Origin of the sequence: Chitinophaga sp. (assembly GCF_039596135.1) — a bacterium.
In the GTDB taxonomy this organism is placed as follows: Bacteria; Bacteroidota; Bacteroidia; order Chitinophagales; family Chitinophagaceae; genus Chitinophaga.
The window spans coordinates 15,317-30,955 of record NZ_JBCNKH010000006.1; the positions used below are offsets into that span (position 1 = coordinate 15,317).

11 protein-coding genes are annotated in these 15,639 nt (G+C 38.8%); 5 read left to right on the forward strand and 6 right to left on the reverse strand.

What is annotated here, in order from left to right:
* Positions 1-1,118: 1,118 nt before the first annotated feature.
* Complete coding sequence (locus ABDW16_RS06275) at positions 1,119-2,615, forward strand: Fic family protein (RefSeq protein WP_343668470.1); 1,497 nt, start codon at positions 1,119-1,121, stop codon at positions 2,613-2,615.
* A 474-nt stretch (positions 2,616-3,089) separates the two neighbouring features.
* Here ABDW16_RS06275 and ABDW16_RS06280 read toward each other — a convergent pair whose 3' ends face one another.
* On the reverse strand, positions 3,090-4,532 hold the full coding sequence (locus tag ABDW16_RS06280; protein ID WP_343668472.1) for a serine hydrolase domain-containing protein: 1,443 nt from the start codon (positions 4,530-4,532) through the stop codon (positions 3,090-3,092).
* A gap of 93 nt (positions 4,533-4,625) precedes the next feature.
* Here ABDW16_RS06280 and ABDW16_RS06285 point away from each other — a divergent pair, with 93 nt between their 5' ends.
* Positions 4,626-5,459, forward strand: a complete 834-nt coding sequence (locus tag ABDW16_RS06285; RefSeq protein ID WP_343668474.1) for a helix-turn-helix domain-containing protein — start codon at positions 4,626-4,628, stop codon at positions 5,457-5,459.
* Here the strand turns inward: ABDW16_RS06285 and ABDW16_RS06290 are convergent.
* Both ABDW16_RS06290 and ABDW16_RS06295 read right to left on the reverse strand, forming a co-directional pair.
* Positions 5,440-5,706, reverse strand: coding sequence for a hypothetical protein (locus ABDW16_RS06290; protein WP_343668476.1), 267 nt, complete (start codon positions 5,704-5,706; stop codon positions 5,440-5,442). The genes ABDW16_RS06285 and ABDW16_RS06290 overlap by 20 nt on opposite strands.
* Positions 5,707-5,715: 9 nt before the next feature.
* Positions 5,716-5,964 carry a hypothetical protein gene (locus ABDW16_RS06295; RefSeq protein ID WP_343668477.1) on the reverse strand — a complete coding sequence of 83 codons (249 nt, stop codon included), beginning with the start codon at positions 5,962-5,964 and terminating at the stop codon, positions 5,716-5,718.
* Positions 5,965-6,386: 422 nt separating this feature from the next.
* Between ABDW16_RS06295 and ABDW16_RS06300 the strand changes: the two genes are divergently transcribed.
* The 3 genes from ABDW16_RS06300 (at position 6,387) to ABDW16_RS06310 (ending at position 10,848) form a co-directional block, all read left to right on the forward strand.
* A complete protein-coding gene (locus ABDW16_RS06300) occupies positions 6,387-6,917 on the forward strand; it encodes a transposase (protein WP_343668479.1) in 531 nt (176 codons plus the stop codon).
* A gap of 561 nt (positions 6,918-7,478) precedes the next feature.
* On the forward strand, positions 7,479-9,851 hold the full coding sequence (locus tag ABDW16_RS06305; RefSeq protein ID WP_343668480.1) for an AAA family ATPase: 2,373 nt from the start codon (positions 7,479-7,481) through the stop codon (positions 9,849-9,851).
* 31 nt (positions 9,852-9,882) lie between these two features.
* Positions 9,883-10,848, forward strand: a complete 966-nt coding sequence (locus ABDW16_RS06310; RefSeq protein ID WP_343668481.1) for a restriction endonuclease — start codon at positions 9,883-9,885, stop codon at positions 10,846-10,848.
* Positions 10,849-11,126: 278 nt separating this feature from the next.
* Here ABDW16_RS06310 and ABDW16_RS06315 read toward each other — a convergent pair whose 3' ends face one another.
* The 3 genes from ABDW16_RS06315 to ABDW16_RS06325 all read right to left on the reverse strand — a co-directional run bounded on the left by ABDW16_RS06315 (position 11,127) and on the right by ABDW16_RS06325 (position 15,584).
* On the reverse strand, positions 11,127-12,659 hold the full coding sequence (locus tag ABDW16_RS06315) for a YifB family Mg chelatase-like AAA ATPase (protein WP_343668483.1): 1,533 nt from the start codon (positions 12,657-12,659) through the stop codon (positions 11,127-11,129).
* 70 nt (positions 12,660-12,729) lie between these two features.
* Positions 12,730-14,058 carry a DNA mismatch repair protein MutS gene (locus ABDW16_RS06320; protein WP_343668484.1) on the reverse strand — a complete coding sequence of 443 codons (1,329 nt, stop codon included), beginning with the start codon at positions 14,056-14,058 and terminating at the stop codon, positions 12,730-12,732.
* A 179-nt stretch (positions 14,059-14,237) separates the two neighbouring features.
* On the reverse strand, positions 14,238-15,584 hold the full coding sequence (locus tag ABDW16_RS06325; RefSeq protein WP_343668486.1) for a dihydroorotase: 1,347 nt from the start codon (positions 15,582-15,584) through the stop codon (positions 14,238-14,240).
* Positions 15,585-15,639 lie beyond the last annotated feature (55 nt).

Consider the following 15,639-nt stretch of genomic DNA (forward strand, 5'->3'; position numbering starts at 1 on the left):
ATATGGAATTGTAACCTTTACTTATATATAACTCTTCTCTTTTTTTTTTGTTCAACCCTTACGTATTATATTTTCATGTGGAATCATCTTCATTTGGGCATCAGTGTATAACCTATTCCAGCAACGCAGCATTAACAGTTTTTCTTGTATTAATTTCAAACAAAACGTTATCATTATAACGTTCTACTGTATGTACATTGTTCATTTTTGCAAATATTGACCATAACAAGCTAATTCCATTTTCTTTAAAGTATGTTTTGAATTTCGGGAGTTTTATAGTCACAACTATTCTTCAATGGTTCAGCATCATTCTCTGTAAGGATAGAAGATATTGGGCCTGATAAATGGGCAGAGGAAGCTTATAGAAAAGAGATACTCCCGAATATTGACTCCCTTTATAAAAAGCCTGGTTATTCTATGTAGTCTTTAGTTATCCTTACAACCAAATTGGGAGATAATTTTAAAAACACTTTTGATTAACTGAGAATCAGGTATATTATACTCAGCAGATCAGCAATAACCTATTCAATCCGGATTGTTCCTTTGGTGCACGGTGAACACAAGGAGGAACCTGACTTTCAGGATGATCAACCGCTAATCGCAAAAAGTGGCTAATACTTAAGTTTATTAGGTTTGTATTAGGTGCTGCCTGATAGTACAGATCAAAGAAATGTTCAGTTAAGAATGATTCAAAACTTTCTTCTGCGCCTTGGTATAGCTACCGGTGAACATTGACCTAATGATGGATGAGAAAACCTATTGGGATCTGATAGCCGGTTCTATTGGGGGATACCATGCCCCGGAATTTACAGTTAGCATATAAAGGGCTCATCTAAATATGTTGGTGTTTAAGGTTAAAAAGCATGAAAATCTGGCACTCGCTATAATTGAAAAAAAGGCTTACAAATCAATGACTTGTAAACCTTTTAGTGCCCAGTAGCGGAGTGTTTTCGAACCAGATGATGTTGATTTTGAGTACCCTATGGCAAATAATTGGCAATTTTGCCGTCTATCCTGGTAGAATAAATCTAATATCCTCACATTCATTTTACCGTAAAAAGCACAATAATTATTCATTTTACAGTATGATTTATTAAATTTACCGTAAACAATGATAAATGGCATTAAACCCTGTAGGTAGCCAATGGTTAAAAGAAAAATTTAATATATCTGGATATATATTAACCCATAGTTCATTCATTGGGAGTAATGACTCAATAGAAATTACCAATAAAGGAAACATTGAACAGGTATATAATAGGAAATATGCTCCAAAAGAAGAAGCCCCCATCTATCATCTGGAGTTTGCGCTAAAATATGATGATTTGAATCTTCCTTTTTTAAAAAAGGTATTTGAATATATTTCAATAGAAGAAATAGAAGGTTTTATTGAAGCATCTCCAGGAGGGAAATATACAAGAAGAATAGGATTTCTATTTGAATTCTTAACTGGTAAACGGTTAGTGATCCGAAAGCCTGTAAGTGGAAATTATGTAAACCTACTGGATGATGATAAGTATGTTACTGGAAATATTGTGAAAAATACCCGATGGCTGGTGAATGATAATCTTTTAGGCACAAATTCTTACTGCCCTGTAATAAGAAAAACAAATAAGCTTAAGGAGTTATTAAAGTTGGATATTAATGCAAAGATAGAACAGTTAAAGATTGACTTCTCTGCAGCAGTTTTTCATAGAGCTATTAACTATTTATATAATAAGGAAACCAGATCTTCTTATGAAATAGAAAAAGAGCAACCGACACCTGATAGAATGGAAAAGTTTGTGTCGTTATTAACACAGGCAGGAACAGAGGAAACAGGGACGATGCTTGATGAGCAAAGATTGACACAGTTACAAAATGCTATTGTAGATAGTCGATTTGTATCTCCAGGGTTCAGGGATTTTCAAAACTATATTGGACAATCTTTACCCGGCTATATAGATATGGTTCATTACATATGTCCACCACCGGTTTTCGTCCCCTCTCTGATGGATGGATTAAAAGATACCTCAAATAAAACGATCGGCATATCAGCAGAAATTAGAGCTGGTATTATTTCATTTGGTTTTGTTTTTATTCATCCATTTGAAGATGGAAATGGTAGGATACATCGATTCTTAATTCATGATGTATTAGTCAGTGATGGCATTGTTCCCAAAGGTCTGATTATTCCAGTGTCAGCACATATGCTTAATAATATACGTGATTATGATGCTATTCTTGAACGATATTCAAGACCATTATTGCAGCTCATAAAATATTCTAAAAATCAGGACGGAGGGATTGAAGTCTTAAATACATATGAAGTGGAAGCTTATTTCCGATTTCCTGATTTAACAGAACAAGTTATTTATCTGGCTGAAACAATTCATGCAACTTTGAAAGAAGACATGCCCGAAGAACTATTGTTTATAAAACGGTATGACGAAGTAAAACGTGCTTTTCAGGATATTGTAGATATGCCGGATAGAAATATTAATCTGATGATTTTATTTTTACATCAGAATAAGGGAATATTTCCCAAACGGAGAAGAGAGCAATTTTCCAAATTAACAGATGAGGAGATCGAAAAGATGGAAATTGAATATCGAAATATTTTTGAATTAAAATAGTTGTTTGAAAATTATTAGCGTGCCAATTATCATTCATGCAGTGCGAAAATTATTGAATACTTCCCGGCTGAAAGCTGCACAATATGTTTCAGAAGATGCTCAAGATCAACTATTACATAGATGGTATGCCAGATTGATAAGTACAGGTTTTCCTGGAAAATTACTGGTAATGTATGTGTATGAGCCATCCCTGTTAACGGTCGTATGCCGGGGGAAGACTATAGGAGGTACCTGGGATGAATTTTGTAGCCGCCTACCGGGATCCTTCAAACCCCATTATTTTTAAGATCAGGGCATTTGCAAGCGTTTGTAAACGCATACCAAGTTCATATTCCTCCATTTCAAATGTTTTCTTATCTAAAGGTTCGAGTGTAATGTTTCCATGCAGCAATGCATTCCAATAAAGGATACGGCCGTTACGCCTGATATTGTTACAGTATACCAGGCAGAAGGGCTTTCGAGGGCGGCTGGCGCCTAATTTTTTAAGGCTTTTATTTTTGCTGCCGCTTCAGTATCGTTGGGTTCGAGTGTCAGATAGTTTTCAAATGTTTCGATGGCCTTACTTTTATCACCCGTCAGGCGGTATCCTTCTGCAAGACTGTAAAGCGCCCCGGATGATCCGGGAAAACTTTTTGTGTTCAGCAGTAACAATGCCAACGCTTCGTTATTCTTTTTATCAAACAACTTATGCCATGCCCAGCGGTCAATAACACTTTCCCTGAGTTTTAGTCGGCCTTTGTTTTCACCAACCAGCTTGAGCCCGGCTTCCAATCCGCCTTTGGCAGTTGTCTCGATGATCTTTTTTGTATAGAAATAGTTATCTGTTGCTGCTGATGGGCCGCACATACGGCTCTTGATAAAATTGCTGGCTTCCCAATAATTCTCTACTTCACCGTTGGTGAGGATAATTACGGTAAAACCAAGGTCGGGACAGATCATCAGTTCGTTGGCAATACCAAAATGCCCACCGGTATGACCGAAGAGCGGGTGGCCATTCAATGTGTCAATGCTCATGCCATACGCATAGCTACCTCTGTCATATTTGACTTTTCCATTTATATAAAGAGCCGTGTTTTCTTTATTGAGCAGCAGGTTGGTCAAAACTGCATTGGCAAACCTGAGCAGATCTGCCGCGGTGGAATAGCTGCCGCCGGCCGGGCCGCCTTTCACCACATTTACATACATATTATTTTTCCACTGGCCGGGATAGTCGGGCGACATGCTGTAGCCAATGGCTATACGGGGTACTGCATTGTCGAGTTCATAAGCATCGGTATCATACATTTTCAGCGGGAGAAAGATATGCTGTTTTACATAGTCAAAATAAGTTTGCCCGCTTACCTGTTCAATGATCTTTCCCAAAAGTGTATAGCCGGCATTGCTGTAAAGGTAACGGGTGCCTGGTGTAAAAAGGAGCGGTTTGTTGATGAACAGCGTAAGATAGTCGTCAACCGTTTTATATTTTTCTTTAGCCAGCTTTTCATGCTCTTCCCAGAAATTACCCATGCCCGAAGTATGCGTGAGCAATTGGTGAATGGTGACGGAATCAGCCACTGCTTTGTTGGCATAAGCCGGCAGGAAGGAACCGACATTGGCATTGAGGGAGAGTTTGCCGGCTTGCACTAATTGCATAATGGCCATGCCGGTGAACATTTTACCCATAGAGGCGAGATTAAAGCGTGTATTGAGCCGGTTAGGTATGCTATCGGAGAGATTGGCGTAGCCATAAGCTTTACTAAAAACGGTTTGCCCGTTTTTGGCGATAAGTACGACCCCGCTGAAGTGGTCGGTTGCTGCCAATTGATCGAGATGCCGGGCCGCAGCCGCAGCAAGAGGGTCTTTAACCTGGGCTGAAAGTGTGGGTGGAAATAATACAACTGCCAATGCTGAAACTACAGAAGCCAACAAATTTTTCATGATCATACTTTATGCAAAATAAAGTTATCACCCGGATGAATAATTGTACAAATGTCAGGCACCTGGTAGTTTTTTGTTAAATTAGCAGCTGATATGGAGGTCAGTATCTACAAACCGGTTTCCCCTTTGCTGCAACAGCATATCGCGTATTTTTATACCCTTCACCGGCAGGATGGGGATGAACCGGGCACCTACCTGACATTTCCTGGTATCTATAATATTGTATGCGTGTATACCGACACAGTAAGTGAGGTTAGTGACGACCTGGTATCTATCCGGCATGAACCGAATGGTGTACTGGAAAGCCGGGTGGTAGGAAAATTCAGCAAGGCAGTATGTGTTAAGTATGAAGGCCGGATCAGCGAGATCACCACTTTATTCAAACCGCTCGCTATAAATGCTTTTCTGCCGTCACCGCTAAAAGACTTTGCCGGAGGGCATTTTTCTTTTTTCAATCCTTATCCTGATTATGTGCCGGCGATGCAGGCAATGCAATTCATGCATACAGTGCAGTATAAACTGGCTACACTGGAAGCTTACTGGCTAAACAAATACAATGGTTATACACACCCTTTTCTACCTGCTATTCTGGATGAAATGGGCAATGAAGACATCCCGGAACGTAACATAAGCGAGATGTGCAGGGCGTATGGGGTGTCCCGTCAAACCATGCACCAGCATTTCGAACGATATCTATGCAAAACACCCGCAGAGTTCAGAAAGATCATCCGTTTCCGGAAAGCGGTGCATGCCCATCCTTTATTGCCGGCGGAGCAGAAGCTGACCCGCCTTTCGGTACTGGCCAATTATTTTGATCAGTCGCACATGATCCGTGACTTTAAAGAACTGACCGGTTATACGCCCAAATCCTTTTTTAAAAACATTTCCCGTTTTGGCGATGGCCAGATCAGCTGGCTATTCCTGTAGCCCGGACCTTTCCTGTGTTCTTTTCCTGGTTGGCGTTACCATTGAATGCGTTTTTAAACCATTTCTTTATAAAGTGCCCCTTCCATAACCAGAAGCCTGAAAGCGTGATAATGGGTATAAAAATAAACCTCATGCCCGGAGCTGCTTTCTGTGTTTCTTCTGCAGGCCCGTAGATAAAACATAAAAGCGGCACACTTAAAAGAATATGCACCCAGCGGATTATTTTTCTTTCTGTAGAGGTTTTCATAAAATGGGTTTAATAGGCGTGTGTTGAATCACTTTTCTCCCTGTAACATTCAGTATGCTCTTTGTCTGTATATCTCCAGTTCCTGCCGCGAAACATAAAGACATTGCCGGTGATAAAAAGCACAATAGCGAGTACAGCCGCCACTTTGGTGATCCTTGTCAGGGTCTTGCTGGCAGAGAAGTTCCCGAAAATATAGCCCAGGATAAATACCATGCAGGCTATAAACAATAGCCTTGATAAAAGGATCTCGATAAACATAATTCCAGTTTTTAGATAAATAATTGTACTGTAAAGCTACAGGCACGCAAAGCCCGGAAAGGGTAGAGTAGATAAAGGGGAGAATTGAGACAAGATTGCTAAACGGAAAGAGCAGCCTCCACTGCAGGGCGATAGGTTTCGCTCAATGATAATAGAAATACCGACCGGTAGATCAAATAGAAAGCAAAATATGGTTCCTTTAAAGGCTGAAATTGAAAAATGTAGGAAGAGGTTTACTAACGCCCGCCAGCTCATGCTGGATAAAGAAATTGAGGCGTAGGAGTACAGGGAGATCAAAGAACAATATGAAAAGAAGATCAGGGAAATTGAAACCCAAATAAAAGAAGCGGAGACCATGACTGACACTATTGCCGAACGACTGGATTTATGCGGTCAAATGCTGCCAAATCTTGCAAAGTATTATGATTCAGCAGATTTGCAGGCCCTTCGAGGCAGTACAGGAAACCCGTATAAAATATAGATGGGAAGCCCTTGAAGAAGAAAATAAAGCCTATGAACAGGCTAAAAAGCAGAAGATTCCCTATCAACGAGAAGTGTTGCATAATGGTGATACTATTAAACAGCTCCTGGCTCGTAGCAGATACTTATTGTTCAAACAGCCACGATTATGGACTAGAGAGCAGCAGCAACGGGCGGAACTATTATTTACCAGATATGCCGTTATCCAAAAAGCATATCAACTGTCGTTGGCCCTGGGAGATGTGTTCAGAATATGTACTAACAAAGAACAAGCCTTTAAAAGGCCCGCATTATGGTACAATTATGTAGATATCTCAGGAATACAATCCTTCAAAACTCTGTCCAGGACTGTGCAAAATCATTATCTGGGTATCCTAAACTTCTTTAACAACCGGGCCACTAACGCGGCGGCAGAATCATTTAATGCGAAGGTAAAATCATTTAGAAACGCTATGAGAGGAGTAAGGGACTGAACTTCTTTCTTTTTCGGCTCGTTAAATTATATGCCTAATGAGAATCCCCCAACTTTTCAACTTGATCCGTTATTTCGTGGATAGTCAAGGCAGACAAGGGTTTCAGCGAGATGGTAAATGAAAAATCCCCCAGTAATTCGAGGGATTCCACTTTCGTGCCGAGGACAGGCAAAGAAACGAACCTTATATTGAAAGATTTGTTAATAATTGCTAAGCTGCCTGACCTAAAGGCCCTCTTCGATCAATAATATAAAAACTGATTAAGCAGTATTCCTTATCGCATTATTTTTCTTTAGTTAACTTTTTCTGACTTTCATTTCAGCATGCTTGGATAGTTAAAAATACCATCCACTCTTAAATCATTAACATCGGGTTAACTTTTTTTGTTTTATAAATCATTAATATGCAATCTATTATATGAATGCATGCTATTTTCTATTTTAACTATCGTATATAATTTCTTATGCCTCAAAGAATTTTCTAAAAAGGTTTGTCTTGTAGAGTAATTCGGGATACTAGTTAATGTGTATACGAAAAGTACAATAATTAAAAAGCTATACCATGATCTCAAAAATTGATATCTTTAAATTTGGCCTTTTCTGTGGATATGAGTGGAACAAATCTATAGGTAAAGAAGAGTCTTTTCGAAGACTAAATATTATTTATGGCAGAAATTATTCGGGGAAAACCACACTTTCAAGAATTATGAAGTGTTTAGAACAAAATAAGCTGCATAAAGACTATAATAACGGTAATTTTAATTTAATGCTTGCTGATAATAGTACTATTAGACATAACACCTTAGAAAGTTTCCCCGGTAGGATGAGAGTATATAATACCGATTTCATAAGAGAAAATCTAAGTTGGCTGCATAAAGAGGATGGCTCGATCGTACCGTTTACAATTCTCGGCGCTAAAAATATTGAACTGGAAACTCGGATTTCTGAAATTAATTCCCTTTTAGGCAATGCGGAAGATAAAAATGGATTATTACATGAATATAATGATGTTAAAAAACTAATTGAAGAATATCGGAAATTATTAGAATTAAAAAATAAGAGTATTGACGATAAGCTGAGAAATAAGGCCAACGACAATATAAAGATTGATAAATCTTTGTTCATTGGAACAGCTACAAAAAAAAATTATACTATTACAGATATCATTTATGAGATTAATCTGATTAAAGCAGATATTAACAAACATATTTTACCTACACAAAAAGTTACAGAGCTTACTAATTCCCTTAATGAAATTGACCTACCAGATATCATTCCATTAAGAGAAGTTAAACCTAGCTTTATAGAAGCAGTAAGTGACACAGCAGAATTATTGAGTAGAAAAATAAAACCGACCAAAGTAATTACCGACCTAATTGAAGATAGTTTATTACAAGAATGGGTTAGACAAGGTATTGGTATACACAATGGAATTAAAGAAACATGTGGGTTTTGCGGCAGCCCAATTCCACTTGATCTTTGGGACAAATTGGCTGTCCATTTCAGCCAAGAATCAGAAGCGTTAAGAACAGAAATTATTGAAAAAATATCTCGCCTAAAATCGGTACAAGATAATTTATCATCATTCATCACACTTGATAAAAATTTATTTTATCAGAGCTTACAAGGAAATTTTGAACAATTGACTAATGAATGGACAGATTTAGTTAATTTATACAAAATTAGAATAGGAGTTCTTGTTGATCATCTAAAAAAACGAGAAGAAAATATTTTTCAAAACCTTACACTTCCAGAACTAAATGATTATTCTGATAGAATTTACGAACAAATATTGAAGTTTAATGCTTTAGTAAAAGAGCATAATATTAAAACTAAGACATTAGTTAAAGATCAAATGTTGACTCGTGAACTGCTGCGATATTCTAATATTGCTCAATTCATTAAGGATATTGATTATGATTCATTAAAAGATGAAGTTCAAGATTTAGATAATAAATGTAAGGAATTGGATAATGCTAAATTGCCATTACAGAATAAGATTGATGCATTAATTGAGGAAAAGAGAAAATTAGAATCTGAGATGAAAGACGAAAGTAAAGGTGCCGAACTTATTAACCAATATCTATCACACTTTTTTGGTCATAATGAATTAAAACTTGTAGCTGAAGGCGAAGCCCCAAAAATGCACTTTTCAATTAAGAGAGACAATTTTCCTGCAAATAATCTAAGTGAAGGAGAATGCAGTTTAATATCTTTTTGCTATTTTATTGCAAAAATCGAAGATGAGTTAAAGGATGAGTCAATAAGTAAAAATATGATTATTTACATTGACGATCCAATTTCAAGTTTGGATTATAATCATATTTTTTTCATGTTTAGCTTAATTGAAAATGTAATTGCAAAACCACAGAAGTACGGACAGCTATTCATATCTACTCACAACTTAGATTTTCTAAAATATTTAAAGCAATTAACTTATCCAAAATATAAGCCACAACCTAATAGTAAGGATAAGGCTGATCATAATTTTTTCATGATTGAACGGCAAAATAAAACTTTTTCAATAATAAGAAAATCTCCTGCTTATATGAAGGATTATGTGACAGAGTTTAATTATTTATTTCATCAAATATACAATTGTTCTATTTTACCCGAGAATGATATTGCAATGGAACAACAATTTAACTTTGGAAATAATCTTCGTAAATTTTTGGAGGCATATACATTTTACAAGTATCCCAGTAATAAAATAGCTTTTTCCCAACGATTAGAGAAATTTTTTGAAGGTGATAGGATATCAATGACATTGGTATTTAGAATGACAAATGAATATTCTCATTTGGAAAATCAATTTGATAGATCTATGATACCCATTGAAGTAAGTGAGATTTCAAAAATTGCTAAAGCAGTCATTGAAAAGATTAAGCAAACTGATCTTCATCAATATAATTCTTTAATGGAAAGTATTAATTGATGTAATTACGATCACCTCTTTAATTAGACAAATGGCAATTAATTTTTCTCTACGCGATTTTTATGATGGCACAACTGAAATTGTTGGAATAAAGTCAGGGCTTTTATTAAATCGTTTTCAAGTTGCAAAAATATTGTTGGAGAAGTTTGATGAAAAATATCTTAAAAGTGATGATTTGGACACTTACGTTAGAATTCACTCAGGAGATCTTGAAGAAATGCTCTTAAGAATCCGACAAAAGATAGGTAATTTACCTGAGAACTTGCCTTCACGTAAAGCATTTGAATATCTACAGGAATATTCAATAAAAAACAAAGATATTACTGTTGCCGCTACTGCCGCTTCCATTGGGTTTCAATATTTAAATTCAAATAATGAATTGACAATAGAAGACCTTACTAAGCTTATTCATAAAAATGAAGGCTATGATAAGGAATTGAGTTATGCTGTTGCGGTTATATCTCACGAAAAATTTGACCAAAGTTGTATAATACCTTCCTCAATTGGTTGGGATGGAGGAACAGAATTATCCAAATTATATAATTGTGAGTTGAAATCAGAAAATAATTTTTTAGAGCAAAAATTCATTGATTATTTAGCTGCAAATGGAGATGAAATCGAAATCATACATTGGAGAAATTTTGAACGCTTCTGTGCGGAATATTTTAAAAAACAGGGCTATAATGTGGTATTAGGTCCAGGAACAAATGATGGTGGAGTTGATATTAGAGCATATATAGAGAATAATAAAAATTCTGCACCTGAACTTTTAATTCAATGTAAAAGATACAAAAAAGAAAATAAAATCAGCATAGAAACTGTAAAATCGTTTTATACAGACGTGCAATTTGAGCAGGCCAAGTTAGGCCTTATTGCGACTACTAGTTACATAGCCGCAGGTGGCAAAAAAGTTTGTAAGACGAGAGGTTATAATGTTAAATTCGCTGAAAGAGAAAATATTAAAAACTGGGCTAAACAAATGTGGACGCATAAATAAGGAAAATAGGCTGGAGTTATTTTATTAGAAGAAATTAATTATAAACAAAAGATGAGATTTTTTTACTCGATTTGACTTTTCAACTTGATCCTAGATTCGACAGTAATAGTAGAGTATACCAATAACAAAAAACGCCGGAGGTATTACCTCCGGCGTTTCGCCATCCAGGGTGCCCAGAACAGGAATCGAACCCCGCACTATCTTGCCATAACAAGGTTTTGGGGTATAAAAATGGCGAACGATTTATCACGTTATAAAATAAATATATCCACCGTCGCTTAGACCCAATAATTCTCTCTATCAAGAGAACGGAATAGTATAGCCTCTGCAATGTGATCTGATTGGATATGTTCACTTTTTGCCAGGTCGGCGATGGTACGGGAGACTTTTAAGATGCGATCGTAGGCGCGGGCGGAGAGGCTTAAGGTTTGCATAGCTCTTTTGAGCAGATCTGCACATTCGCTATCCAGGTAAGATACCTTTTTTAATAAAGATGGATGCATTTGTGCATTGTTGTAAATACCTCTATGTCTGGAAAATCTTTGCTTTTGAATATTTCTTGCGGCAATCACTCTTTCTCTTATTTTTTGGCTGGTTTCGGATGTGGATAAGTCTGTTAATTCCTGATGGGAGACAGGCGTGACTTCTATATGCAAATCTATTCTGTCCATAAGTGGGCCGGAGATTTTGCGCATATAGCGTTGCACCGCACCTGCAGGGCAGGAACAGGATCTTTCAGGATGGTTAAAATATCCACAGGGGCATGGATTCATAGAAGCAATGAGCATGAAGCCGGCCGGGAAATCGGCAGTGTAATTGGCTCTTGAAATGGAGACCTTTCTTTCTTCTATGGGTTGACGCATTACTTCTAAAACGGCCCGTTTGAACTCGGGTAATTCATCCAGGAATAATACACCATTATGGGCTAAGGATATTTCTCCTGGTTGCGGTGTGACACCACCACCGACTAAGGCTGTATCACTGATAGTGTGATGTGGTGAACGAAAAGGGCGCTTTGTGATTAAGGAGCAATCGAGTTTTCCGGCTACTGAATAAATTTTTGTGGTTTCCAAAGCTTCTGGAAGTGTCATCGGAGGGAGGATGGTTGGAAACCGTTTTGCAAGCATGGTTTTTCCCGCGCCGGGAGGACCGATGAGTAATACATTATGACCGCCGGCGGCGGCTATTTCCAGGCCGCGTTTTACCATGTATTGGCCTTTTACTTCGTTGAAGTCAAGATCGTTGGTGTTTTGTTGGGAGAAGATGGTGGAGGCATCTGAGTTAGTGGGATGTAAGGTTTTCGGGTCTACGCAGAAGTCAATGACTTCTTTGAGGTCAGATGCGCCATATACTTTAATACCATCTACCATCGATGCTTCTCTTGCGTTTTGCAGGGGTAATACGACTCCTTTGAAACCATCTTTCTTAGCTTGCACTGCAATGGGGAGCGCTCCTTTTATTGGAAGTAATGTTCCGTCTAAAGAGAGTTCTCCCATGAGGGTATAATGAGCGAGATAATCGGTTTTAATTTGTTCTGAACCGGCTAATAAGCCTATCGCTATCGGGAGATCATATGCCGAACCTTCTTTGCGGATATTCGCAGGCGCCATATTCACGATGGTTCTGAAGCGGGGAAAGAAGTAACCAATATTGTGGATGGCAGATTCAATCCGGTCTTCACTTTCCCTGATTGAGCTGCCTGGTAAACCTACGATTGAGAAACGGGTACCTTTGGGCGAGACATTCACTTCTATAACAATAGAGATGGCACTGACGCTTTGCAGCGCACTGCCATAGGTTTTAACAATCATGGATGAAATAGTTTGTTATTGAATATAACGAAAAAATCTCATCTACCTTTTGGCGGATGAGATTTTTCTTTTACTTTATCTCATTTAATAAATCCAATACCTTCTCTCGTTTCAATATCAAATACCCGATTTTTTCTTTCGCTATACCATCTTTTAACTGGTAAGTAAAGTATAAATTATCCTCTATTACTTCCGATTCAAAATACTTAAACCTGATATTTGAAGCACCTTTCAACTCCTCTGCAATTTCATACAGGTGTGTAGATAAGATGAACAAACAGTTCGTACTCTTCAACAAACCATTAATCACAGCGAGTGAACAATTCTTTGCATCTTCTACATTAGTGCCTTTGAACATTTCATCTATCAGCACTAACCATTTTCTACCATCATTGATTTTGACAATCGTATTTTTGATGCGCTGTACTTCATTAAAGAAGAAAGATTCTCCTTTGAAAATATTATCCTGTACCTGGATGTTACTGAAGATACCATTGAAGAAACTACACTTCATTTCTTTTGCAGGCACGCCCATGCCTATATGAGCCAGGAATACAGCTACACCCACGGCTTTGATGAATGTCGTCTTACCTGCCATATTCGCACCAGTTAAAAACATGAAGTGCGATTGTGGCGTGATCGATACATTGTAAGATACCGGTTTAGGTAAGATTGGATGATAGAGATCTTTGATCTCTACGAATGGATGAGGTGTATCTTCAAATGCAGGGAACTGTAAATTAAAATGACGGATTGCTTTTGACATCGCATACAGTGCATCCAGTCTGCTGTATAGGTCTAACAACTCCTGAATTGTTTTGCGGTGTTTCTTGCGGATGTAATGATCATGCCGCAGGATCTGCATGAATGATATGGTGCCTGCTGCATCTGCAGCAATGATGTCGTTAAATTCTTTTTGATATAAGAGATGATGCGCCCTGTCTAATATTTGCTTAAGATCGCGGGGCGTATTTTCGGTATTATAGGTGCTGACTAAGGACCGGAATCCTTTGAGCAGGTTGAGCAACTGTGTGAAAGAGAATTGGATGAACCCGTAATCTGAATTGTATATCATCTTTGTCATCACTGCACTGACTACGAGCGATATACCTTCCGGATTGCTAATCGGTTCTATCTGTGCCTCGAGGTAGTTTTCCATCACGACGATGGTACCATTGGTAATATCCGCAGGCCAGTGGTCTTCCTCCTGTATCAGGTATTGCAATGCTTTGTGTCTATGTTCAATGGAAGCTATATCTTTCAGCGGACTTGCATACATCTGCCTGAGATAATGTCTGCCGCCTGTCGTTGTTGTAAAATCCAGTTTATGAAACAGGGAGAATTCCTCTTCTCTGTTGAATATAGATAGGTCGTAGTAGGTCGTTTTGTCTAATTCCATTGCACAGGCTTTTAGGTGAATATACGGAAATATGTCGCTTTATTTACAGATGAGCAATGTGAAGAATTCCATAAGAATGGGCAAAAAAATACCCATCCCTGTGAAGAGATGGGCGAAAAATCTTAAGACCAGCGGTCTGTCTGAAGCAGGGTAAAGAAGCAGCCGGGTGAGCTACAACATTATCTGTTGAACAACAAGCGTTGCCCTTTCTCACTCTCATTGAATTTACCATTCTCATAAGCGAGGTGACCATTTACGAATGTATGTGTCACTGCTGCGGGGAATGTATGTTCTTCCAGCGGAGACCATCCACATTTGTAATGCAGATTGCTCTTGTCGACCATAGTCGCCTGTTGCAGATCTACGATCACACAGTCTGCAAAGTATCCTTCGCGGAGGAAACCTCTTTCCTTTATCTGGAAACAGATAGCAGGCGCATGCGCCATCTTTTCCACCACTTTCTCCAGTGAGATATTGCCTTTGGCTACGTGTTCAAGCATCATCAGCAGGCTGTGCTGCACTAATGGAACGCCGGATGGTGCCTGTAAATAAGGTTGTTGTTTCTCTTCCCAGGTGTGTGGCGCGTGGTCGGTTGCGATGATGTCCAGCCGGTCATCCAGCAAACCCTGCCAGAGGCCGTGTTTATTGTGTGCTGCTTTGATAGCAGGATTGCATTTTATGAGATTGCCGTAGCGGGCGTAATCATCTGCAGTGAAGTACAGGTGATGTACACATACCTCAGCGGTAATACGTTTTTCTGCCAGTGGCAGCATGTTGCTGAACAGCTGTAATTCTTTTTCTGTAGAGATATGCAGGATGTGCAGGCGGGAGTTGTGTTTTTTAGCAAACTGGATCGCTACAAGGGATGATTCAAAACAAGCTTCTTCATTGCGAATGATGGGATGGTAAGCAGCGGTGAGGTGCTCTGCGCCTACTTCCTGCTTGTATTTTTCGAGGTTGGTTTTGATGATCTTTTCATCTTCGCAGTGTGTGGCAATGAGTACTTCACTACCGCCAAAGATGCGTTCGAGGGTGATGTAGTTGTCTACCAGCATATTGCCGGTAGAGGAGCCCATGAATATTTTCACGCCGCAAATACGGTCTTTCTTTTCATTCGTTTTCAGTACTTCGTCGGCGTTGTCGTTGGATACGCCCATGAAGAAGGAGTAGTTGGCCAGGGAGTGGTTTGCACCGATGGCGTACTTGTCTTCCAGCAGTTCCTGGGTGAGGGCGGCGGGAACGGTGTTGGGCATTTCCATGAAGCTGGTGGTACCGCCGGCTACGGCTGCACGGGATTCCGTGTAGATGGTAGCTTTGTGGGTGAGGCCGGGTTCACGGAAATGGACCTGGTCGTCGATAACACCGGGCAGGAGGTGTTTGCCTTCGCCGTTGATTTCGGTGTATTGTCCGGGGATGGTGATCCGGGGAGCAATTTTTTCTATACGGTTATTGCTGATAAGGACGTCCTGAACAGAGGTACTACCTTCGTTGACTACGGATATATTGCGGATGATGTATGTCTGCATGCCGCAAAGATAGTGCAAAGAAAGGTTTGTTGACCTTCAGGGAATTGGCGGTTGG